Genomic DNA, 24,600 nt, shown 5'->3' on the forward strand with positions numbered 1-24,600 from the left:
GAAAGAAATTAGTTTTTTTTGTCTTTTTTGCCTGTATGGCTTCCCACGCGCCACCGCGGCACGCTCCCGTGAGGCCGGCTTCGGCCGCACGCCGCAACCACCTGGCACACAGGCGGTTGCAAAACGGGCCATATTGCACCACAAAACGGCCCGTTTCAAAATACAGTATGGGCCGTTTGGCATCGTAAAACGGCACATACGGCACAGTCGGGGCCACGTGAGCCCCTTCCGGCACAGGCGGGCGATGGCTTACGCCACGGCGGCGCTATCGGCTACGGGGCGCAGAATGGCGTCACGCCAACCGCCCGCCATTACGCTAAAAACCCCATTCGGCCATGGCATCGTTGCGACGCCATGGCCGAATGGGGGTGAAACGGCAAGCCGAAAGCTGTGGCAGCACTGATTGCCGGCGCCAAACCGGCATTGGTCAGAACGTCATGCGGAACATGAAACGAACGCCGTGCTTGTGGGCCGTGGGCAGGTCGAGGTAGTTGAACCTGTGAACATACTCGACATGTATTATCTTGAATATGTTGTGTATGCCGAACGACATTTCCACATACGGCTTCTTCGGGTCCATCACATAGCAACCTTCGGGGAACTGCATCAGCACTGGGTCGGCCGCATTCTGCGCCACGTAAGGGTTGTTCTTGTCGGTGAGGTCTCCCCACAACACTTTCACGGCTATGTACTCACGCCACTTGAGCTTCTTGATGAGCGGTATGCGGTTGAACAGCTTGCCGTTGAGGTCCCACGAAACGTCGGCGCTGACGAAGCGGTCGTTGAGGAACTCCATGTTGTTTATGAGCTGGAACGTCTGGTCTTGTATGATGAACGACAGGTTGGTGGCAGGCATGCACAGCAGCGGGAAGGGCACCTTGCTCCACTGCACGCCGCCCCTGACGTAGCAGTCTATCTTTCCCCAGCTGTTCACCCAGAAGCGCTTGTAGATGCTGGCCTCCGTATAGTTGTAGTCATAGTCGCCTCCGAGCACGTTCTTCAGCCCAAGCGTGTGGCTGACGGTGAACACAGGGGCGTCGAGGTTTATCTTCAGTCGGCGCTGCTTGGTGTTGATGTAGGTCTCGCCCGGGGCAAAGCGCAGCTCAGCGCGCAACTCGGTGGTACGGAACTTGGTGTCGGCTCCGGTGGCCATCGGCCTGAAATGCAGGTAGCCGCAGGCCTCGTTCTCTTCGGTCTTCATCGACACCGTGGTCTTGAAGCCCCAGTCTTCCTCGCGCTCGAAGGTCAGTTCCTGCCTGTTGTAGAACATCATCTTGTCCACCTTCGTCCATTTCAGCGCCGTAAACACATTGTCCTTGTCCGTGTGCATGAACTTGTCTGACGGCGACGTGACGTCGTAGGTCGACGAGAACGTCAGCGTGCGCTTTGGAAACTCCCTCGGCAAGTACTCCTTCTTGTTGAAAGAGTAGGTCACTTCGCCCTTGTAATAGTTCTTGTGGCTGTCCCATCCCCGGGCATAATAGCCGCTAAGGAAGAGGTGCGGGTTGAGCTTGGCGGTGGTCTGCGCGCTCAGTCGGGTGCGCACCCCATCGATGAAGTTGCTCGAAATCATGGTGTTGATGGGGCCGATGTCGACCTTGCTCGGGTTGCCCGTCTCGACATAGTTCTCTATGAGGGCCTTCGCGCCGAAGATGATATACTTGAATCCCTTTATCTGCTCAAGGTTATGGACAAACGCATCCATCTTGCTCTCGCTCTGTGTGAGGTGCACCTGGCGGTACTTATTCCAGAAATCGTCGTCGCGCATCATCGCATCGGCCTCCTTTACCTCACGCGCCTTGCCCTTGAACAGTTGCTTTGGCAGCGCGTCGAAGGCGTAGTCGCTGAGCCTTGTGGTGCGTATGACGATGGCTTTTGCCAGAAAGTCGGTCAGCTTAAGCTCGGCCACCATGTCGTCTTGCGTAAGCACCCACGTGCTGTCGGGCAGTTGCTTGAACTCCTGGAGCACGCGCAGGTTCTCGACGAAGTTGACATCGCTGCGCTTGGGTATGGTAAGCTCGCATCGCTTCACCTGGTACGACGAGTCGGCCATGATGTATATGTCGCCCCTGAAGCCGAAGTCTTGCTGGTTGTTGGGCAGGAAGTGCAGGTGGAAGCATTTTTCCCGATCCACAAACACGGTGTCTTCGATGTAGAAACGGTAGAAAGCTATGGCGTTCTTTCCTATCGGCGAGGTGAACGGATACTGCAGAAGGCGCACTTGGTCGTCGTAAATGTTCACGTCGGTGAACACGTCCTTGAGCGTGGTTGTGAGTATGTCGCCGGTCTGGAACAGGTCGTTGATGCCCGTAGAGTTCTGCCCCTTCACAATGTTCTTCTCGCTGTGAGGGTCTTTGCGGTATATTTTCTGCGTCACGGTCTCGTCGACCGAAAGCGGCAGAATGAGCTTTCCGTTGTATTGGCACTTCTCCACCTGGTCGCGCAGCCACGGCATCTTCTTGAGCTTTGGCGTCTGCAGCTTCTCCGGCGTGATGTCGTTGATGGCCAGGGTTATCTTCTGGTACTTGTTGTACTGGTAAAAGTCACGGTTGTCCAGGTCGGTGCGCTTCTTCGCCGCTATGACTTTCTTCATCAGTTCCACGGCCGGATTGTTCTTCCGGCTGTACTTTCCGCGCTTGGCGCGCACCGTCACTTCTTTCAGCTTGCGCGTGTCGGGCTTGAGCTTTATGTCGAGCCGCCCCTTGGTCTTGGGCCCGATGGTTACCGTCTGAGGCTCGTAGCCCACCGAACTGAACGTAAGCTGCCATCCGTCATGCCGCTCTATGGTGTAATACCCGCTCAGATTTGAGGCCACTGCGACATTGTGCCCGCGGTAAATCACGCTGGCATAAGGTATGCTGTCACCCGTTGCGTCGTCAATGATATATCCAGAAATCTGCGCATTGAGCGGCAACACAACGGCAAACAGCATGAGAATCAAATATGTTATTCTGTTTTTTCCCAAATCTTTTTAGCTTAAATGGCATTACACAAAAACAAGAAAGCAATGGAGCCGAGAAGCCGAAACACCCAAAACAAGCGCCGGCCGTGAGTTAAGCGGCCTGCCCCCGGCCTCTGCATCAATATGCCGCCGCGCCACAGGCCTATGGCCATACGACCGGCTTCCCGGCTCCACAATGTCAAATAAGGGCTGAGAGCGTGGCTCAGCCCGCGTCAATCGTCAATCTATTTCTTCGTCTGCCTCGTAGCCGCCCATCTCGCGTATGGCGTTCTTCAGCATGGTATACTGCTGGTAGAGGTTGTTGACGGCTTCCTCGCCCTTGGTGTAATCGTGCATCGGGCTCTTGAGGAAGAAGCTCAGGAAGCGCTGTATGCCGTAGCGGCCTGCACGTGCAGCAAGGTCGCTCAGCAGTGTAAGGTCGAGCAACAGCGGCGCGGCCAGTATCGAGTCGCGGCAAAGGAAGTTGATCTTTATCTGCATCGGGTAGCCCATCCAGCCGAAGATGTCGATGTTGTCCCACCCTTCCTTGTTGTCGTTGCGCGGCGGATAGTAGTTGATACGCACCTTGTGGTAATAGTCGGTGTAGAGGTCGGGCTGCACTTCGGGCTTCAGTATGGTCTCAAGCGTAGAGAGCTTGCTCACCTCCTTGGTGTGGAAGTTGGCCGGTTCGTCGAGCACGAGACCGTCGCGGTTGCCGAGTATGTTGGTCGAGAACCATCCGCTCAGTCCCAGGCACCTTGTTCCGATTATCGGGGCGAACCCGCTCTTCACCAGCGTCTGGCCTGTCTTGAAGTCCTTTCCGGCTATTGGCATCTTCGTCTTCTCTGCCAGTTCCCACATGGCGGGTATGTCTACGGTTGTGTTGGGGGCTCCCATGATGAACGGGGCGCCCTCTGTAAGCGCGGCATAAGCATAGCACATGGACGGTGCGATGTGCTCGCGGTCGTCAGCTTTCATGGCAGCCTCGAGTGCGGCAAGCGTTCCGTGCAACGTCTCGTCTACCGGAACGTATATCTCTGTGGACGCGGCCCAGATGACAACAATGCGCGAACAGCCGTTGTTCTGCTTGAAGTCGCGTATGTCCTGGCGTATTTGCTCCACCATGTCCCAGCGCGTCTTGCAGTCTTTGACGTTGTCTCCGTCAAGCCTCTTGGCGTAGTTGCGGTCAAATGCGGCCTTCATCGGTACGACTTTCTCCAGTTCGTCCTTGACAGGGTTGATGTCTTTCTCCTTCAGCACCTCTGCATACATTGCTGCCTGGTATGCGTTTTGCGGATAAACATCCCATGTTCCGAACACGATGTCGTCGAGCTTTGCCAGTGGCACTATATCGCTGTAATGCAAGTACTGCTTATCTGCTCCGCGGCCGACACGTATTTTGTCGTACTGTGTCATAGAACCAATTGGTTTGGCCAATCCGCGCCTGGTCATGAACACGCCTGTCATGAATGTTGTCGCAACGGCGCCGTTGCCGACAATCATAATGCCTAATTTGCCGTCTGCCGGCTTTACATTAGTTTGTTTCATTACAATTTAATATTAAATGTATGTATACTTATAACTGTTTCAATGTCGTTTTTAAGCCTTCTGCAATGATGTGCCGCTGCCGCATTACAGCAACTCGGCCAGTCTGTGTATGGTGAAATCAGCCGCTGAGGTGTCGGCGGCCTCGTCGTCAGTCCAGCCCTCGCCGCGCATCCACACGGTATGGCAGCCTGCGGCCTTGGCCGGCACGATGTCCTTGGCATAGCTGTCGCCCACCACGGTAACCTCGCCCGGCTCCATTCCCAGCGCCTTGACGCCGAGAGAGAATATCTGCGGGTCGGGCTTGCGCACCCCCACCACAGCCGATTCGACCACGCCGGCAAACAGGCCGTCAAGGCCGAACTCGCCGAGCACGGTGTGTATGTTGCCGTAGAAGTTGCTGACGAGCACCAACGGCATGCGTCCGGCCAGCCGGGCCAGCACGTCACGGCTGCGCGCGGTCTCGGCCTTGACCGAGCCATAGAGGTCGGCGAGCACCGCGCCGTGCCACTTGGGGGCATCGAAGCCTCCCATGCACCGCCCTATGTGCTCCATCTCTATGCGCAGCTTGACAGACAACGTCTTCTCGAAAGTATAGTCGGGCTGTATAATGGGGTTGCGCCCCAGCTCACGCTCGGCATAGACATAGGCCTCGCGGAAGAGCTCTTCGCCTACAGGCACGCCCATGCGCTCGTATGAATGCCATATCACACGTCCCCAATGGTTGCCTCCGGTGTCGAGTGTGCCACCGTAGTCGAATATACATCCGCGGCTTCCAGTCAAAATATCTGATGCCATACTCTTTTCTTTTTAATTGTTTGTGCAAGCCGGTCGGCCGTCAGCTTCGCAATGGCCTGCGCCGCCTCGTCGCGGCAGCGTGAAAAGCTGGGCCAGTCGTTGAAGTCGATCAGGCAAACACTGCCGTCGGCCCTGACAATGCAGTCGCCTCCGTAAACATCCACTCCGGCCACCCTCGAGGCGAGCTCGGCGGCAAGCCGCAATGCCGACTCATCAAAAATGTAGTGGTGCGGGCGGCCGTTGAGCCTCTCGTCGCCGAATTTCGACATCCCGTCGTCGCCGGGATAGAAATACCGGAAGAAGCCGGTGCCATGCACGCCATAGAACTTCAGCAGGTCGCCCTCAACGTGGGCCGACACCATTATGTCGTCAACGCCGTGCCGCCTCATGTCCTCCATCACCACGGCGACGTCGGCCTTGGTGGCCGCAAACTGCACGTCGTGACGGCTCTCGGCCACTCCGCTGCCTCTTTTGAGCCAATAGCCGTGGCTGCCTTCGGCAGGAGCCACCGGCACGCCTGCCATCCGCAAGGCTTCGGTGAGCCGCCTCCGGTTGCAGCACAGGTCGACCCCGGCCGGCGAATTGACAACGACCGAGCCCCGGGCCTGCATCTGGGTGAGGTAAGCCAGCGTCTGGGGCAAGCGCCCCATCGACAAGCATGCCTCTGCAACGGGACCGGGTTGCAAAGCCGTTTCACCAACGGTCTCAACTACGTAGCCGTCGTGCCGAAGCACGTCAGCCACGCCTTCCAGTATCGCTGCGTCCTTTTCTACCGAGTTGGGAGAGAATCGTTCTGCCCTGCCAATGGCCAATATCATGTCCGGATTACATTATATCATTATGTTCCGGGCAACAAAGTTAGGTAAAATCCGCCTTATAACAGAAAACTCCCTGGGCATTTTAATTTTTCTTAGCAATATATTTGATTAAAGCGTTCTAAACATCTACGAATCTATTCAAAAGGTAAATGAACACACATTAACGTATGTCTGCCACTTATATGCGACAAACAATCATGACATATACATTTCATAACAAATCGGCCAGGCCCATGCCCACCCTCCGGCCGGGCTTGGCGCCACCTGCCTGCATGGCTTTGGGCTGTGGAATGCAGGCGGTAGCGAAGGCCGGCGGCACGGATTGCCGAACCGCCTGAGGGCCAACCATTTATCGGAACGTGCCGTTTCACTCTGCAAAACGGCCTGTATCGCGGTGCAAAACGGCCTGTATCGCGGTGCAAAACGGCACGTCTTGCAACACCGCCAGGCCCGTGGCGGAATGAGCCGCTTGGCGCCCCGCCACCCAGACATGGGCATAGCCAGCCGGCATGTCCCGCGGCAGGCGCCTGTCGTTGGCACCAAACAGAATCCGCCGCGCCGGGGCCTGCTTCAGACCCTTGCGCGGCGGACTCACGGCCAAGCCACGGAGAGGCATCAGTTGCCGTAGAACCGGTTGGCAGCCCTAAGCTGATGGCGCATGATGCTCAGGAACTCCTGGCTCTCCTGCAGTATGTTGAGATATACAAGCGAAATCTTGAGGTTGCTCACATCGTGGTCGCTTTGCATGCGGTCGTAATGGTGCTTGCGTATTACCGAGAGCTCGTCCTTGAGCTTGTCGGCCTCCGACAGCACGTCGTCATACTCGTTGAACCTTGTGGTGGAGAGCATGGCCTCGGTTCGCTCCATCAGTTCGGATATCTTATCCCTGACAGGTCGGTACTCGTCGACATAAACCTGTGGCATCGGGTTGAAGTTGTTGTCTACATGCTCCTTTATCGGTTCGAGCATGCGCTTGAGGCAATAGATGAACTGAGAGTCGCTGTTGACGCCCAGGTGGTACCACGTGTTGCGCTCGGCGGCTATCTCCATGGGCACCCTGCGCAGCGCCAGCAGTTCCTTGCGCCTGAATTTCTTGAGCTGCTCCTGCTCGCTCTTGAGCTCGCGCTGGCTCTTCGAGAGCACGTGGTGGTTTTCGTTTGCCAAGCCGTCTATTATCTTGTTGAACTGCTCGAGGGCGAAACGGTTGACAAAACTCTGCGTGCGCGACACGTGCTTTGTCAGCAAGTCCCAAACAATTTCGGGGTCGCGGGTGCGCATCATCAGCCTGAACACGTCGTCCTTGCCCTCTTCCTTGGCCTTCTTGCCATACTGTATGTTGCTGCGCACAAGCAGGAACACCACCAGGGCCATGAAGAGGAACATGGCCACGAAGCCGCCGTAATACATCACCAGGCACACCAGCGCACAGGCACCGAAGGCCACGCCGGCCGTGATGAACCATCCGCCGATGACCGATATCACGCCAGTGACGCGGAACACGGCGCTCTCGCGCGTCCATGCGCGGTCGGCAAGGCTCGAGCCCATGGCCACCATAAACGTGACGTAGGTGGTTGACAGCGGCAGCTTGTAATTGGTGCCGAAGGTGATGAGCATCGAGGCGAGCACCAGGTTTACGGCCGCACGCACCATGTCGAACGCAGCGCCGTCGGCCAGTATGGCGTCTTCCTTGCGGAAGCGCGAGTCAATCCAGTTGGAAACAGACTTCGGCACGTACTTGCCGAGGAATCCACCGGCGTCCTGGGTGGCGCGCACAATGCTGCGGGCTGCCTTCGACGACCCGAACATCTCGTCGCCCTCGTCCTGGCGCGACAGGTCGACGCTGGTCTTTATCACGTTTTGCGCCTTCTTCGACGTGGTCATGGCAACAATCATCACCAGGCCGGCAATAAGCAGATAGAGCAACGGTGTCTTGGCCGACGACATGAGCGAGGTCATGAAGAATGCGCTGTCGTCGCCGTTGCCGTTGGCCACAAAGTCTTGGTAAGAGTCGAGGCCGGCAAGCGGGACGCCTATGAAGTTGACGAGGTCGTTGCCCGCAAAGGCCATGGCCAGGGCAAAAGTGCCCATGAGCACAACAAACTTGAACACATTGATGCGCAGCAGGTGGAACACCTCCATGACGATGGTCGAACCGACAAACGTCCAGAGCAGCAGCATGTTGGTGTTGTCAACAATCCATGCCTTGGCGTCGTCGGCCATCAGAGGCGACTTGGCCAGGCCCTGTATGAATATGAAATAAGCCAGGCAAGTGAACGCTATGCCGCCGAAGATGGCCACCGTGTAACGCAGGTGCTTGGTATAGTTGAACGTGAAAATGACGCGCGAAATCCACTGTACGATGATTCCGAACACGAAAGCAATGGCCACGCTTACGAAAATGGCTATGATGACGCTCAGTGCCTTGTTGCTGTTCAGCAAATCGTCGAAGCCCAACGAGGGGTCGGCGTGCATCTTCAAGATGGCCAGCACAAACGTTCCGCCCAACAGCTCGAACACAAGCGACACCGTTGTCGAGGTGGGCAGGCCCAACGTGTTGAACATGTCGAGCACAATGACATCCGTCACCATCACGGCGAGGAATATCGTCATAACCTCATGAAAATTGTAATTTACAGGGTGCATGATGCCATGCCTTGCCACGTCCATCATCCCCGCACTCATCACCGCGCCCACAAGCACGCCCATAGAGGCTATGAATATGACGGTCTTAAACTTTGCCACCTTGGCTCCGATGGCAGAATTGAGGAAGTTGACAGCATCGTTGCTGACTCCCACAAACAGGTCAAACACCGCCAGAATAAGCAGGAAGACCACGATAACCAAATAAATTGCTTCCATAAAACTTTATGTTTCGTTCAGAAAATCGCGGCAAAATTAAGTAATTTATTTTGCATTTTAGCTAAATGTATGTTTCATTTGTATTACAATATCCGTAATGCAGGCCATAAGGGCCGGCCCTGACGGCTACTCCGCCACTGCCGACCCCGCGCCTGCGGCCATGGCCCCCACGCAGTGGCGGCAGGAGCCACAGAGGTGGCTTTATGCGTGACATGGTGGTGGTACGCATGGCTAGGCAATGCCGATATGTGGATTACACATTATTATATATAGTGAAACGCCCTGCCACATCCAGCCCACAGACTTGGCGCCACGGCCTATGCGCCGAGCCTCAGGGGCGATGGCATGGCGCCACTGGAGGCTCGGCAGGCTTCAGCCAAACCAAGGCAATGCCTGCAAATGGATTATTTCAGGATGATGCCGACATCGATTTGCATCTTTTTTTGTACATTTGTAACGTAAAACAAACAAACGACAACAACCTGCCATGACGACAGACACCATGAGAAGAGCATTGCTCGCCCTTGCACTGGCAGCAACGGCAAACATGGCCATGGGCGCCGACCTGCAGCTGGCAAGCCGCAGCATATCGACCGCCGACGGGCTGCCGAGCAACAACATCAACTGCATAGCCCAAGACCCCGACGGCTATGTATGGCTGGGCACGTCGAACGGGCTGAGCCGTTTCGACGGCTACTCGGCTGTGAATTTCACGGGTCTGAGCCCCGTGCCGGGCGAACCCACCGACAGGCACATCGGCAGCATAACCGTAGATGGCCACAACCTGTGCGTGACCACGGCAAACTCGGCATGCGCCACATACAACCTTGAGGAGGCGCGATTCACGGCCTACACCATGGCAACGGGCAGGCGCTGGCGGCTCGGAACCCTGAAAGGCATGCCGATACTGGCAAAAAGCTGTTACGAAGGCGACTCGCTCATGGTCACCGAGGGGATGGTGACGCGCCTCGACGCCAACGGCAAAGTGGCATGCGCCTACCGGATGCCGCCGGCCCTGGGGCCGATGGGCCGCGTGGTGTTCTGTTTCGTGTGGGGAAAGCGCTTTGTCATAATGGCCGACAAATCGACATTCGCCCTCGACATGACGACGGGCAGGTTTGCCAAGCCCGACGAATTGCAGGTGGAGTCGCCCGTATACCAATGCAGCACACCCGGGTGCATATACGTGTCGAACGGCTCCGGCGACCTGTGGATGTTTGCCGAAGGCAAGCCCGTGCGCCGTTTCAGCCTGCTGAGCAACGCCCCTTTCGCCCAGGCAAGGCGCCACAGGTATTACGCTGCCGACGACGGCAAAGGCCATGTGTTCATCGCCACGTATGGCAACGGGCTCTTCGTGTTCGACAAGGCCACCGAGAACATGGGGCACTACAGCGCATCCGACAGGCACCCGGTGATATACTCCGACTTCCTGACATGCGCCACCACCGACCGCGACGGCAACATCTGGATAGGAAGCGAGGCCGCCGGGGCGGTGTGCTTGTCGGTAATGGAAGACGTGGCCGCAAGGTACATTTACCCGGAACCCGGCAACAACGACGAGACGGCAAACCACATATACGCCCTGCTATACGAAACCGACGGACGGCTGACGGCCTGCACCCGCAAGAATGAGCTGGTGAGCGTCGACTGCGACGGCGGCACCCCCGCGCTGAAGGCCGGCCGGCTGCCGGCGCCGGCGTTCGCCATGATGACCGACAGCCACGGCCGTCCATGGACAGGCACACGCGGGGCGGGCCTGTTCATAGGGCGGCGCCACTACCACACGGGCAGCAAAGACAGCCGCCTGCCTTGCGACGACATTTACGACTTGGCCGAGGCGCCTCGCAACCAATTCTGGATTGCCACCTGGAACGGCGGACTGCTGAGGGCAACCCTCGACGGGCAAGGAACCCTGAGATGGCAGGCCATGCTCGACGGCTCGCCCAACGAGAGACGGGTTAGATGCCTTGCTGACGACGGCCGCGGCACGATGTGGGCCGGCACCGACAACGGACTGTACGCAATCAGCTACGGTGGCCAAGGCAAAAAGCCCGTGACGGCCCATAGCTACAACCTGCAGAACCGCCGGCTGCGCGGCAACGAGGTCATAACCATGCTATACTCAAAGCACAGCGGGCTGTGGATAGGGGTTCACGGACACGGACTGGCACATTGCAGCGTGAAGAACGGCAGGCTGACGGCAACAAAATACTTTGACGCCGCCCACGGGCTGGCCGGCAACATAGTAAACTCTATAGCCGAAGACGCCCACGGCAACATCTGGGCAGCAACAGAAGAGGGCATCTCGTGTGTCAACCCTGCCACGCTGGCAGTGGCATCCTACAATTTTGCACCGACACTGATGGGCAACGTGTTCATCGAAAACAGTGCGGCCACCGACGGCAACGGACGGCTGTTCTTTGGCTCACGCCAGGGCATACTGGCCATAACGCCGCATAAAGACCCCACAAGGCAGACTTCTGCACGGTGCGCCCTGACCGACATCCGGATTAACGGTGTGTCGGCGCTGACCATGGACGGCAACGACAGGCCGCTCACCTCGGCCCTGACGCGCACACGTCACATCAGCCTCGGACACACGGAGAACTCGCTGACGCTGCTGTTCTCCGACTTTGAATACTCGAAACCGCATTCCACCCTTTACCAATACATGCTCGAAGGCATCGACGCCAACTGGAACGAACCGACAAGCCTGAACCGCGCCGACTACGGCAACCTGACGCCGGGGAGATACACTTTCAGGCTACGCAAATTCACCCCCGACGGCCACTCGCCCGAAACGTCACTGCTGATAACCATCCGCCAGCCATGGTACAACACATGGTGGGCCTGGCTGGCCTATGCCATGGCGGCCTCGGCTGTTGCCCTGGCACTGATTAGAGGGTGGCGGGCAAAGTCCAGGCTACGCCGCAAAATGGAAATAGAACGCAGCCTCAGCGAGTTCAGGCTTAACTTCTTCACCCACATAGCCCACGAGTTCCGCACGCCACTGGCCATCATCCAGGGGGCCATCGACAAGATACGCGACGCTGGCGACAACCATCCGCCACGCTCGGCCGTGGCTACTGCCATGCGCGGCACACGCAGGCTGTCGCGGCTTGTTGACCGCCTGATGGAGTTCCGAAAGATAAACGCCAACAGCCTGAGGCTGAGAGTGGAGACGGGCGACGTGATTGGGTTTGTGCGCGACGTGCTCAACGACTTCCTGCCCATGGCCCGCCAGAAAGGCATATCGCTCACCTTCACACCGTTTGCCCGCTCTTTCGAAATGCCTTTCGACCGCCACATGGTGGAGACAATAACCTACAACCTGCTCAGCAACGCCATAAAATACACCCCGCAAAAGGGCTCCGTCGAACTGACCGTGAAGCTGGGCGAGAACGAAAACAACATTACTATAGCCGTGGCCGACACCGGGCCGGGCATAGCAGCCGAGCAGCAGGAACACCTGTTCGAACCTTTCATGCACGGATATGTGTCGCAAGGAGGCATGGGCATAGGTCTTTTCCTTGCCAAAAACATGGCCCGTCTGCACCACGGAAGCCTCGACTACAGACGCGGCCCCAACGGACAAGGCTCTGTCTTCACCGTCGTCCTGCCAACAAGCCTTGATGCCTACACCCCCGACGAGGTGCGCCCGAAAGCCATCGACAATGAATATGGCCGTGAGTCGCGCCCAACCGGCACGCCCGTCGAGACGGTCTTTGCAATGAACGACGTACGGGTGGCAATTGTAGAAGACGACCCCGACATGATGGAACAGTTGCGCAACGAACTCGGCAACTATTTCAAGACAGACACATACATGGACGGGGCCGAGGCCGCCAAGGGCATAACGGCACAGCCTCCGGCACTGGTAGTATGCGACGTGATGCTGCCCGGCATGAGCGGATACGACGTTGTGAAGCACTTAAAAAGCCACCCCGCCACCCGCAGCCTGCCTGTGATCATGCTCACGGCGCTCGACGACGAGGAGCACCAGATAAAAGGCTACAAGGCGGGGGCCGACGACTACATGGTCAAACCGTGCAACCTGCGCGTGCTGCTGGCCAGGGCTGCACAATTGATAAGATGGCAGTCGGCAACCGTAGCGCAACAACAAGACGGTGGCACGGCAGCGCACAAGGGGCAGGGAGCCCTGCTCACGTCGCAGTCGGACAAGGTGTTCCGCGACCGCATCGACACAATCATCAGATGCCACCTCAAAGACCAGGCCTTCAACACCGACACCCTGGCCGAGATGATGCACGTTGGGCGGACCAAACTATATGGCAAGACAAAAGAGACTACGGGCATGTCGCCCGGCAAGTACATAATGAAGATACGCATGGAAACGGCAGCCACGCTGCTCGCCGATGGCAAGATGAACGTTAGCGAGGTGGGCATGGCGGTGGGAATAAGCGAGCCCTCTTACTTCTACCGATGCTTCAAGGGCTACCACGGGGTCGCCCCAAGCAAATACACAAAACGCTGAAAAGACCCCATGGCGCACATCCCAAAAGCCACAACGGCCAAGGCAGCCAAGGCCAGCCTGGCCGCCAAAAGCGCGGACGGGCGGCGGCCATGGCCTGCAAACCATCATGCCATCCGCCCATCAAACAACCGCAACGGGAGCAACATTGGCCGACAGCTGAAAAAAAGCAAAAAAACACGGTGCAATCCTTTGCTGTTTCCTCCCTTTAATGTATCTTTGCAAACCAATACGTATTGACACAACAAGAAGATGAGTAACACCGATTTCGCTCACATCCTTACACGGACGGTTGACGAATTGTCTGACCCCGCATCGCTAAAGGGCCTGTTCCACCAGCATCGCGAGGGCAACCCGTTGCCGTCGGGCAAGGTTCTCGAAGAGATAATAGACTTGTCACGTTCCATCATTTTCCCAGGATACTTCGGCAAGTCCTCCGTCAATACCCGCACAATACGCTATCATATAGGCGTCAACATAGAGCGTTTGCACAAGCTCCTCACCGACCAGATAATGGCCGGGCTGTGCTTCACATGCCCCAAGACGGGCGAACCATGCACCGGGGCTTGCGCCAACAAGGCCGAAACGATATCGCTGCAACTCGTGGGGAGGCTGCCGCAGATACGAAGCACGCTGGCCACCGACGTCGAGGCGGCCTACAACGGCGACCCGGCCGCCCAAAGCTACGGCGAGATCATATCGTGCTACCCTGTGATAAAGGCCCTTGTCAACTACCGCATAGCCCACGAGCTACACACCCTGGGGGTGCCGCTGATACCGAGGATAATATCGGAGATGGCACATTCAGAGACGGGCATCGACATACATCCGGCCGCACAGATAGGCCACCACTTCACCATCGACCACGGCACAGGCGTGGTCATAGGCGCAACGTGCATCATCGGCAACAACGTGAAGCTATACCAGGGCGTCACCCTCGGTGCAAAAAGCTTCCCGCTCGACGAAAACGGCAACCCGATAAAGGGGATTGCACGCCACCCAATACTCGAAGACGACGTGATAGTCTACTCTAACGCCACCGTGCTGGGCCGCATCACCATTGGGCGCGGATGCATCATAGGGGCCAACATTTGGGTAACCGAAGACATGAAACCTAACACCAAGAAATATAAAAAGGAATAACTTCACACAGGAGAACTACCATACCAACGGTATATGACAGCAGAACGACGGCAAGGTTTTTGCCCTCCGCCAACACGAACCGAGGCAACTGGTTCTCCGGCCAAAATCCAAACAAGACAACAAATGGAACAAGAATTCGAATTGATCGCCAAGACGTTCATGGGTCTGGAACCTGTTTTGGCGAAAGAACTGACAGAGCTCGGCGCTAACGATGTGCAGATAGGCAGGCGAATGGTGTCGTTCAAAGGCAACAAGGAACTCATGTACCGCGCCAACTTCCAGCTGCACACTGCCATAAGAATACTTAAGCCAATACGCCACTTCAAGGCAACGACGGCCGACGAGGTGTATGAAGAGACCAAGAAAATAGACTGGTCGCAATACCTTACACTCGAACAGACATTCTCGGTCGACTCGGTTGTGTTCTCAGAAGAGTTCCGCCACTCCAAGTTTGTGTCATATAAGGTGAAAGACGCCATAGTGGATCAGTTCCGCGAAAAGACCGGGAAGCGGCCCAACATCAGCGTGGCCAACCCCGACATACGCCTGAACATGCACATTGCCGAAGACAGGTGCACCCTCTCTCTCGACTCCAGCGGCGAGAGCCTGCACCGCCGCGGCTACCGGCAGGAGAACGTTGAGGCCCCGCTCAACGAGGTGTTGGCGGCGGGAATGATTCTCATGACCGGCTGGCACGGCGAGACCGACTTCATCGACCCCATGTGCGGCTCGGGCACACTGCTCATCGAGGCTGCCCTCATAGCCCGCAACATGGCCCCGGGTGTGTTCCGCAAGGAGTACGCCTTTGAGAAATGGGCAGACTTCGACCAAGACTTGTTTGACGAGATTTACAACGATGATTCTCAAGAACGCGAGTTCAAGCATCACATCTACGGCTACGACTCAGACATAAAAGCCGTCAACACGGCCCGCATGAACGTCAAGGCAGCGGGCCTGACAAGCGACATCACGGTTGAGGAGGCCGACTTCAAGGACTTCACCCAGCCTAAGGAAAAGAGCATCATAGTGACCAACCCGCCTTACGGCGAGCGTATATCAACGCCCGACCTGCTCGGCACGTACAAGATGATAGGCGAACGCCTGAAGCACCAGTTCGTTGACAACGACGCATGGATACTGAGCTACCGCGAAGAGTGCTTCGAGCAGATAGGCCTGAGGCCATCAATCAAGATACCGCTATACAACGGCTCGCTCGAATGCGAGTTCAGGAAGTACCAGACTTTCGAGGGCCGCATGAAGGAGTTCCGCACAGAAGGCGGAGCCGTACAGAGCGACGAGGAGCGCAAGCAGATGGCCGAGAAGGGCCGATTCAAGAAGAACAGGGAGTTCAAGAAGCGTTTCGACGAAGCCGAAGAGAACGAAGAGGGCGACATACGCTCATTCAAGTTCCACCGCATTGACTTCGACCGGTTTGACAAGCGCGACCGACGTGACGACCGACGTGACGACAGGCGCGACCGCGACGGGTGGAACCGTGACCGGCGCGACGACCGCCGTGGCTCCGACTGGGGCGGACGCAACCGCGACCGAGACTCGTGGGGCCGCGACGACCGCTTCAGGCAGGGACGCAACGACAGGAAACAAAATAAAGGAGGACGTGACTATGACCGAAAACGCAACCGCTACGACAACGATAGGTAAGATGGTGCGCCGCACCATACCGCTCGTTTTGGCACTGTTTTTAACACAAAACATGGCAGCTCAACTGAAGCAATTCACACTCGAAGACCTGAACTTCGGCGGCAACAACTACCACAACATGCGTCCAAAGAACATGTATCTGAGATGGTGGGGCGACAAGTTGATGTACCAAGACGCCGAGGAATGGGGCACGGTAGACATGAAGACGGGCAGCAAGACTGCCGTCGCCACGCTCGACAAGGTCGACGCGGCCATGGGCAACGGCAAGGTGGCCTCGGCCATGAACGTGGCATTCCCCTACCCCGACAGCCCTCTGGCACTGCTGAAAAACAGCAAGGAACGCGTGCTCTACGACTGGAAGGCCGGCAAGGTGGTGTGGAGGCAACCGTGCGAGGGCGAGCAATACAGCGACTGGACAGCCGAAACGCGCGCCGTGGCCTTCGTCAGGGACAACCAGCTATGCGTGACCGACGCCGAGGGCGCCACCCGCACGCTGACCACCGACGGCAGCCGCGACATCGTTTACGGCCAGGCCGTACACCGCAACGAGTTCGGCATCATGAAGGGCACGTTCTGGAGCCCCGACGGCAAGCGCCTCGCCTTCTACAGGATGGACCAGAGCATGGTGACCGACTACCCGCAGGTGAACACGTTTACGCGCATAGCCACCGAAGAGCCCGACAAGTATCCCATGGCCGGCATGACCAGCCACAAGGTCACGGTGGGCGTATACGACTTGTCGACGGGCAAGACCGTATACCTTGACGCAGGCGACCCGACCGACCGCTACTTCACTAACATAGCATGGAGCCCCGACTCAAAGACCGTATATATGATTGAGCTGAACCGCGACCAGACCGACATGGCGCTGCGGAGCTATGACGCCGCCAGCGGGAAAAGGAAGGCCACGCTCTACACCGAGCACGACGACAAGTACGTGCAGCCCATGACGCCTATAGCGTTCCTGCCGTGGGACGACACCAAGTTCCTGCTGCAGAGCCAGCGCGACGGCTACAACCACCTCTACCTGTTCGACACCGAGGGCCGCGAATTGCGCCAGGTGACGAGCGGCAAGTGGGTTGTGATAGACCTTGTAGGGTTCAACAAGGCCAAGAAAAGCGCCATCATACTCTCCAACGAAGCCTCGCCGATACAGAACAACCTGTATGCCGTAGACCTGAAGAGCGGCCGGCGCACCCTGCTCGACAACGGGCGGGGCATGCACGCGGCTTACTTCGGGCGCGGAGACAAGGGCGGAATACTGTCGGCATCGGGCAAATGGCTCTTCGACCACTACACAGAGCCCGACGTGCCGCGCGACATCTGTGTGACCAACACGGCAACGGCAGCAAGCAACCGCATATTCAGCGCCCCCGACCCATGGGCGGGTTATGCCGTGCCCGAATACTCGTGCGGCACGATAAAGGCTGCCGACGACTCTACCGACCTTTATTTCCGAATGGTGAAACCCATCGGCTTCGACCCCGCAAAGAAGTATCCTACCGTGGTCTACGTATATGGCGGGCCAAACGTACGCAATGTCGAGGCCGGATGGCACTACGCCAGCCGCTCCTGGGAGACGTACATGGCGCAGAAGGGATACCTGCTTTTCATACTCGACAACCGAGGCTCGTCTGACCGCGGGCGCGACTTCGAGCAGGCAACATTCCGCCACCTGGGGCAAGAAGAGATGAAAGACCAGATGCGGGGGGTGGCTTACCTCAAGTCGCTGGCCTACGTCGACACCACACGAATGGGCGTGCACGGATGGAGCTACGGCGGATTCATGACCACGTCGCTCATGACCACATATCCTGATGTGTTCAAGGTGGGCGTGGCCGGAGGCCCGGTCATCGACTGGAAATGGTATGAGGTGATGTACGGCGAGCGCTACATGGACACCCCGGAGGCCAATCCCGAGGGCTACGCCCAGACGAGCCTGCTCGCGAAGGCCAAGAACCTGAAAGGCAAGCTGCAGATAATCATAGGCATGAACGACCCCACCGTAGTTCCGCAGCACGCCCTGCAGTTCCTCAATGCCTGCGAGGAGGCCGGCACCCAGCCCGACTTCTTCGTCTATCCCGGCGAGGGCCACAACATGAGGGGGCACAAAAGCGTGCACCTGCACGAGCGCATAACGCAGTATTTCGAAGACTACCTGAAGTAAAGCATCGCAATACACATACAAAACAACCGGCCGAGGCCTGCAACAGAAACGCCACCTGTTGCAGGCCTCGGCCGCTTTTATGACTGAAAAAGCGAAGCCACGCCTGGGCCGGAGAGCTGTCAGTGGGAAACAGGCATAGTGGCATGTGGATGGCAAACATCATGCAACAATCCCGAATCGTCATTCAGAGGCCAAAGCAAATGGGGCATGCCGCGGTGCTGATTGGCATTCACTCTTGCCAGAGGCGTAACGGGCCACGCCGAGGCAAAGCACCCGCAAGATGCCTACAAGAGCACCAACGCGCTCGGAAAGCCGGGAATAAGCAACAAAAACACGCCAGGGTTGACTTACAACCGGCTTGGGATAATCAATGGAAACCTGCTTGCCAAAACAGCATCGAAGCGTGGCTCTGCATATAGAACAACGATACCAACCTTTTCAGGAACACTTTCCACTGATTGTGAAGCCGTGCAGCAGGGTATGTTAAATGAAGTAAACCATTTCAGCAAAACTGCATCGAGAGCGCGAAACAAGCCTATTGATGTTTCCCACTGATAATCAACACATTGCAAAACAATCTTATTGTAATTCCCAAACGTGCCGTTTGGGCCGGCAAAACGTGCCGTATTGCAACACAGAACAGGCCGTTTGATGCCGCAAAACGGCACATTCTGAAAAGCCGCCGGCCGGGAAACGCTTGTTGCGGCATATCAGCAAGCACTCAGGCATGGGCATTTTCAGTCAATAAGAACCACGCCACAGCACTTTTCACATATAACTTTTGGCTAATTGGGAACAAAGGACTAACTTTGCATGGAATAATCAAAAGACAACAATACATGACACCCAACTCCACTGTACGCCACCGCAGACTGGCCTCACTGGCGGCCATGATGCTCGGAGCGTGCGTAGCCCTCGCCCAAGGGCCCAACAACAGCGGCACTTATTACAAGCCGGCCGACGGCAAATCAGGCAAAAGCCTGAAGACGGCCATGGCCGAAGTGATTGTCGACCACAGCGCAATATCGTATTCGGGCCTGTGGAAATGCTTCTACACAACCGACCGGCGCAGCGACGGCAAGGTGTGGGACATGTACTCAAGCGCCACCAACTACACCATGGGCGGCCCGCAGCAGGGGGCAAACTACAAGAAAGAGGGCGACTCGTACAACCGCGAGCACTCTATGCCAAAGAGCTGGTTCAACGACGCCAGGCCCATGTACACCGACCTGGTGCACATCGTTCCCACCGACGGATACGTCAACAACCGCCGCGGCAACTACCCCTTCGGCGAGACCAACGGCGAGCAATATCAGTCGGCCGGAGGCTTCAGCAAGCTCGGACGCTCAACCACAAGCGGATATTCGGGCACGGTGTTTGAGCCGGCCGACGAGTATAAGGGCGACTTCGCGCGCATCTATTTCTACATGGTGACGTGCTACGAGAAGCGGGTAGCCACCTGGCAGAGCGACATGCTCGACGGAACAGCCTACCCGGCCCTCAGCCGCTGGGCACTCGACCTGCTGCTGCGATGGGCCAAGGAAGACCCCGTGAGCCAGAAAGAGACCGAGCGCAACGAGGCCGTATGGGAGTTGCAGGGCAACCGCAACCCCTTCGTAGACTACCCGGGGCTTGAGCAATACGTGTGGGGAGACAAGACCGCCGTGGCCTTCAGCTACGACCACTACGACAGCGACGGCCCGTCGGCCATCACCGAGGCCACCGGCGGCCGGCCGGCTACGGTGTGCGTCTATACCATCGGGGGCACAATGGTGCGCCGCGACGTCGACAAGGCCGGCGCCCTGCAGGGCCTTCCAAAGGGCATATACATAATAAGCAGCGGCAACAGGGGCGGCATGGTGAAATCAATAGTCAGGTAAGGCCGCACGAAGCCCCACCAACAACAGGTTCAAACACAAGACAACAATAATCCCAAAACAAGGACTGACACTATGAACATACTACTGTTAGGAAGCGGCGGGCGCGAGCACGCCCTCGCATGGAAGATAGCCCAAAGCCCCAAGGTCGACAAACTGTACATCGCCCCGGGCAATGCCGGAACCACGGGTTGCGGCGAGAACGTGGCCATAGGTGTGAACGAATTTGACAAGCTGAAAGACTTTGCCGTGGCAAATGCCGTCGACATGGTCGTTGTAGGGCCGGAAGACCCGCTCGTAAAGGGCATATACGATGACTTCAAGGCCGACCCCCGCACGGCGGCCATCCCCGTGATAGGCCCGTCGAAGGCCGGTGCCGTGCTCGAAGGCTCAAAGGATTTCGCCAAGGCTTTCATGCAGCGGCACAACATACCGACGGCCCGCTACCGCACGTTCGACGGCACCTCGCTCGACGAAGGGCTGGCCTTCCTTGAGAGCCTCAAGGCTCCCTACGTGCTTAAGGCCGACGGCCTTTGCGCCGGCAAGGGCGTGCTGATACTCCCCACGCTCGAAGAGGCCAGGCGCGAGCTTCGCGAGATGCTCGGCGGGATGTTCGGCGTGGCGTCTGCCCGCGTTGTCATCGAGGAGTTCCTCAGCGGCATCGAGTGTTCGGTGTTCGTGCTCACCGACGGCCGCCACTACAAGATACTGCCCGAGGCCAAGGACTACAAGCGCATTGGCGAGCACGACACGGGCCTGAACACCGGCGGAATGGGCAGCGTGAGCCCCGTGCCGTTTGCCACGAAAGAGTGGATGCAGAAGGTGGAAGACCGCATCATACGCCCCACTGTCGACGGGCTGGCCGCCGAGGGCATAGACTACAAAGGCTTCATATTCTTCGGGCTGATCAACGTCGACGGCGACCCGATGGTCATAGAATACAACTGCCGCATGGGCGACCCGGAGACAGAGACCGTCATGCTGCGCCTTAAGAGCGACATAGTAGACCTGTTTGAGGGCGTGGCAGCCGGCGACCTCGACAAGCGTGGCATCGAGTTTGACGGGCGTTCGGCCGTATGCGTGATGATGGTCAGCGGCGGTTACCCGCAGGAATACAAGAAAGGCTATCCCATAACCGGCATCGACCAGGTGGAAGGCAGCATTGTGTTCCACGCCGGCACAGCCATCAAAGACGGCTGTGTGGTGACAGCCGGCGGCCGCGTCATAGCCGTAAGCTCATACGGCGCCGACAAGGGCGAGGCCCTTCGCAAGTCGTTCACAGAGGCCGAAAAGATACACTTCACCGACAAGTACTTCCGCCGCGACATTGGCCAAGACCTGTAACAAAACACAGAAGGCAACAACCAATGGCAAGACGACTGCAGAATAACGTGTCGGAGAGCCGCATGACTCTGCCCGCCGCAGCCATCTACGCCACACTCGTGTGGATGGCCGGCGGGCTTGTTTCAGACGGGCTGTGGATGCAGTTCGGCTGTTTCGCCGCGTCGACCTACCTCATGGTAGAGCTTAACAACGCCAACGCACTCATCAGGGTGTACAGCCGCATGGTGTCATGCGCATTCATCGCCCTGTCGTGCGCCGCCGCCTTCCTGTTCACTTCGGCAGGCGGGGCGGCCATGGAACTGTTTGCCATCGCCGCATACGCAGCGCTGTTCCGCAGCTACCAGGACAGGCAGGCGGCCGGACTCACGTTCTATGCCTTCATGAGCATAAGCACCGGAAGCCTTTTCTACGCCGAGATGCTGTATTTCGCGCCGGTGCTCTGGCTGCTGATGGCGGCCTTTGTGCGCTCCGCCAGCCTGCGCACAGTGGCAGCATCGGTGCTGGGCCTGTGCCTGCCCTACTGGCTGGCAGCTGCCATTGCGCTCTATACAGGCCATCTGCCCATGCTTGCCGACCACCTCGGCCAACTGGCGGCCACAGGCCCGCTGTGCGATTTCAGCCTGCTATCCGCTAACCAAGTGGCCACAATGGCCTTCGTCATGGCAATGGCCGCAACCGGGATAATACACTACCGGCGGCAGAGCATCAACGACAAGATACGCACCAGGATGTTCTACAGCTGCTTCATCACAATGGACATAGCCTCGGCCGCACTTGCCATACTGCAGCCACAACACTACGAACTGGCCCTGCGCATGATGATAATAAACACAAGTCCGCTGATAGCACATTTCATAACGCTCACCAACACCAAGGTGACCAACGTGGCCTTCTGCGCCATCGTGGTCGCCATATTGGCCCTTACAGCCTTCAACCTATGGATGCCCTCAACGAACTTCTGATAAACTACGGCTATATAGGCATACTCATAGCCTCGTTCCTCGCCGCAAGCATACTGCCGTTCAGCAGCGAGGTGGTGATGGTGGGGTTGCTTGCCGCCGGGCTCGACCCCGCCGGGCTCATAGCCTATGGCACGGTGGGCAACGTGGCCGGCAGCATGTTCAACTACGGCCTGGGCCGACTGGGCAAGCCGGAATGGATAGAGCGATTCCTGCGGATAAAGAAAAGCGACCTCGAACGGGCCGAACGGTTCATGGCCGGGCGCGGCGCACTGATGGGATTCTTTGCTTTCGTGCCCGTCATAGGCGACGCCATAACCGTCATGCTGGGCCTGCTGAGGGCCAATGTCGGCGTGACGCTGCTGGCCGTGACGCTGGGCAAGCTGCTCAGATATGTGGCACTGGTATACGGTTCCGATTTCTTTATACACTGAACACAAGATGAAGAGAGTAATATACCTACTGCTTGGCTTGGCAATGCTTGCCGCATGCACAGATGGCACGCCGGAAAAGCCAACGATAACCGTGACTATCGAACCCCTGAGATACTTCGCCGAACAGATTGGCGGCGACAGGTTTGACGTCGTGACAATGGTGCCCAACGGCGCCAGCCCCGAGACTTACGAACCCACGGCACAGCAAATGGCCGCGCTGGCCAAAAGCGAGCTGTACATAAAAGCCGGCAACCTTGGCTTCGAGCGCACATGGATGAAACGCCTCGGAGCCAATGCACAGCACCTTATTGTGGTCGACTCGTCGGAAGGCATCGAACCGCTGCAAGTATCTAAAGGCAGCGCAGCCGACCCGCACACATGGACGTCGCCGGCCAACGCCCTGCGCATTGCCCACAACATCTGCAAGGCCATGAGCCGCATCGACTCGAAAGACTCAGCCTATTTCAGGGCCAACCTCGACTCGTTGACATGGAAAATCATCGACCTTGACGCCAAGATAAGCGCCAAGACCGACGAATGCACCAACCGCTCGTTCATAATCTACCATCCGGCACTCACCTATTTCGCCCGCGACTACCGTCTCGAGCAAATGGCAATCGAGGCCAACGGCCACGAGCCATCGGCAGCCTCGCTGGCAAAGCTTATCGACTCGGCCAGGAAAAAAGGCACCAGGATAATGTTCGTGCAAAAGGAGTTTGCCAACCGAAACACAGGTGTCGTGGCCAAGGAAACCAACGTCAAGACAATTGAGATAAACCCTCTGAGCTACGACTGGGAGGCCGAGCTACTGAAGATTGCCGACGCCCTATGCACGAAATAATATGCCTCAACGGCGTAACCGCAGGATATGAAGGCCGCGCACAGATAACAGGCATGTCCATGAGCGTTGCCGAGCGCGACTTTGTAGGCATCACCGGCCCCAACGGCAGCGGCAAGACAACGCTGCTGAGGGTCATCCTGGGCTTGCTGAAACCTATGTCCGGCAGCGTGGAATACTACAGAGGCGGCCACAAGGTGGCACACCTGAGGATGGGATACCTGCCGCAATACAACGCCATCGACCACGATTTCCCAATCTCCGTCTACGACACGGTGCTCTCGGGCCTGTGCGGCACCAAGCCCCTGTGGGGCCGATTCAAGCGCGAGCACCGCGACATGGCAGACAGGGCCATAAGCGCCATGGGCATAGACGACATAAGCCAACGGCCCATAAAGGCGCTCAGCGGAGGCCAACTGCAACGGGTGCTGCTGGCAAGGGCTATTGTGGCCAAACCCGAAGTGCTCGTGCTCGACGAACCCGACACCTACATCGACAGGCAGTTCAAAGACCAGATGCACAGCCTTCTGGCCGGAATCAACAGCGACTGCGCCATTGTCATGGTAAGCCACGACCGCGAATACATAACCTCGGCAGCCAGGCATGTAATCACTATGAACCGATAGCCGATGCTACGCTGCCCGAAGGCCGACACACCGGCACACAAGCAGCATGCCGAAAAAGTTTTCTTTACATGGCAGCCACGTCCCCACTGCCCAACAA

15 protein-coding genes are annotated in these 24,600 nt (G+C 57.5%); 10 read left to right on the top strand and 5 right to left on the bottom strand.

Going from position 1 to position 24,600, the window contains the following annotated elements; all coding sequences use genetic code 11:
* Positions 1–427: 427 nt before the first annotated feature.
* The 5 genes from H6B30_RS04390 to H6B30_RS04410 all read right to left on the bottom strand — a co-directional run bounded on the left by H6B30_RS04390 (position 428) and on the right by H6B30_RS04410 (position 8,961).
* Positions 428–2,932 (bottom strand): DUF5686 and carboxypeptidase-like regulatory domain-containing protein, encoded by a 2,505-nt coding sequence (locus H6B30_RS04390; RefSeq protein ID WP_205108420.1) that lies wholly within the window; start codon positions 2,930–2,932, stop codon positions 428–430.
* Positions 2,933–3,181: 249 nt separating this feature from the next.
* The gene (locus H6B30_RS04395) at positions 3,182–4,489 is read right to left on the bottom strand and encodes an inositol-3-phosphate synthase (protein WP_205108309.1); all 1,308 of its coding nucleotides are present in this window, start codon (positions 4,487–4,489) and stop codon (positions 3,182–3,184) included.
* An 84-nt stretch (positions 4,490–4,573) separates the two neighbouring features.
* The gene (locus H6B30_RS04400; RefSeq protein ID WP_205108311.1) at positions 4,574–5,284 is read right to left on the bottom strand and encodes an HAD family hydrolase; all 711 of its coding nucleotides are present in this window, start codon (positions 5,282–5,284) and stop codon (positions 4,574–4,576) included.
* Positions 5,266–6,102: an ATP-grasp domain-containing protein gene (locus H6B30_RS04405; RefSeq protein ID WP_205108313.1), complete on the bottom strand. Its 837-nt coding sequence runs from the start codon at positions 6,100–6,102 to the stop codon at positions 5,266–5,268. The genes H6B30_RS04400 and H6B30_RS04405 overlap by 19 nt, the downstream gene beginning before the upstream one ends.
* Positions 6,103–6,717: 615 nt before the next feature.
* Positions 6,718–8,961, bottom strand: a complete 2,244-nt coding sequence (locus H6B30_RS04410) for an inorganic phosphate transporter (protein WP_205108315.1) — start codon at positions 8,959–8,961, stop codon at positions 6,718–6,720.
* A 487-nt stretch (positions 8,962–9,448) separates the two neighbouring features.
* Here H6B30_RS04410 and H6B30_RS04415 point away from each other — a divergent pair, with 487 nt between their 5' ends.
* From H6B30_RS04415 to H6B30_RS04460, 10 genes are all read left to right on the top strand, one after another.
* A complete protein-coding gene (locus H6B30_RS04415; RefSeq protein WP_205108317.1) occupies positions 9,449–13,456 on the top strand; it encodes a two-component regulator propeller domain-containing protein in 4,008 nt (1,335 codons plus the stop codon).
* A gap of 249 nt (positions 13,457–13,705) precedes the next feature.
* The gene (locus H6B30_RS04420; protein ID WP_205108319.1) at positions 13,706–14,596 is read left to right on the top strand and encodes a serine O-acetyltransferase; all 891 of its coding nucleotides are present in this window, start codon (positions 13,706–13,708) and stop codon (positions 14,594–14,596) included.
* A gap of 123 nt (positions 14,597–14,719) precedes the next feature.
* On the top strand, positions 14,720–16,258 hold the full coding sequence (locus H6B30_RS04425; protein ID WP_205108321.1) for a THUMP domain-containing class I SAM-dependent RNA methyltransferase: 1,539 nt from the start codon (positions 14,720–14,722) through the stop codon (positions 16,256–16,258).
* Position 16,259: 1 nt separating this feature from the next.
* Positions 16,260–18,425: a S9 family peptidase gene (locus tag H6B30_RS04430; RefSeq protein WP_205108422.1), complete on the top strand. Its 2,166-nt coding sequence runs from the start codon at positions 16,260–16,262 to the stop codon at positions 18,423–18,425.
* 839 nt (positions 18,426–19,264) lie between these two features.
* Entirely contained in the window at positions 19,265–20,305 is a 1,041-nt protein-coding gene (locus H6B30_RS04435) for an HNH endonuclease signature motif containing protein (protein ID WP_205108323.1), read from the top strand.
* Positions 20,306–20,377: 72 nt separating this feature from the next.
* The gene (gene purD, locus H6B30_RS04440) at positions 20,378–21,646 is read left to right on the top strand and encodes a phosphoribosylamine--glycine ligase (RefSeq protein WP_205108325.1); all 1,269 of its coding nucleotides are present in this window, start codon (positions 20,378–20,380) and stop codon (positions 21,644–21,646) included.
* A 23-nt stretch (positions 21,647–21,669) separates the two neighbouring features.
* Positions 21,670–22,608 carry a hypothetical protein gene (locus H6B30_RS04445; RefSeq protein ID WP_205108327.1) on the top strand — a complete coding sequence of 313 codons (939 nt, stop codon included), beginning with the start codon at positions 21,670–21,672 and terminating at the stop codon, positions 22,606–22,608.
* Positions 22,584–23,039 carry a YqaA family protein gene (locus H6B30_RS04450; protein ID WP_205108329.1) on the top strand — a complete coding sequence of 152 codons (456 nt, stop codon included), beginning with the start codon at positions 22,584–22,586 and terminating at the stop codon, positions 23,037–23,039. The genes H6B30_RS04445 and H6B30_RS04450 overlap by 25 nt, the downstream gene beginning before the upstream one ends.
* Before the next feature lie 7 nt (positions 23,040–23,046).
* A complete protein-coding gene (locus H6B30_RS04455; protein WP_205108331.1) occupies positions 23,047–23,880 on the top strand; it encodes a metal ABC transporter solute-binding protein, Zn/Mn family in 834 nt (277 codons plus the stop codon).
* Positions 23,868–24,503, top strand: a complete 636-nt coding sequence (locus H6B30_RS04460; protein ID WP_205108333.1) for a metal ABC transporter ATP-binding protein — start codon at positions 23,868–23,870, stop codon at positions 24,501–24,503. The genes H6B30_RS04455 and H6B30_RS04460 overlap by 13 nt, the downstream gene beginning before the upstream one ends.
* Positions 24,504–24,600: the final 97 nt, after the last annotated feature.

The organism is Marseilla massiliensis, from assembly GCF_016899955.1.
GTDB lineage: Bacteria > Bacteroidota > Bacteroidia > Bacteroidales > Bacteroidaceae > Prevotella > Prevotella intestinigallinarum.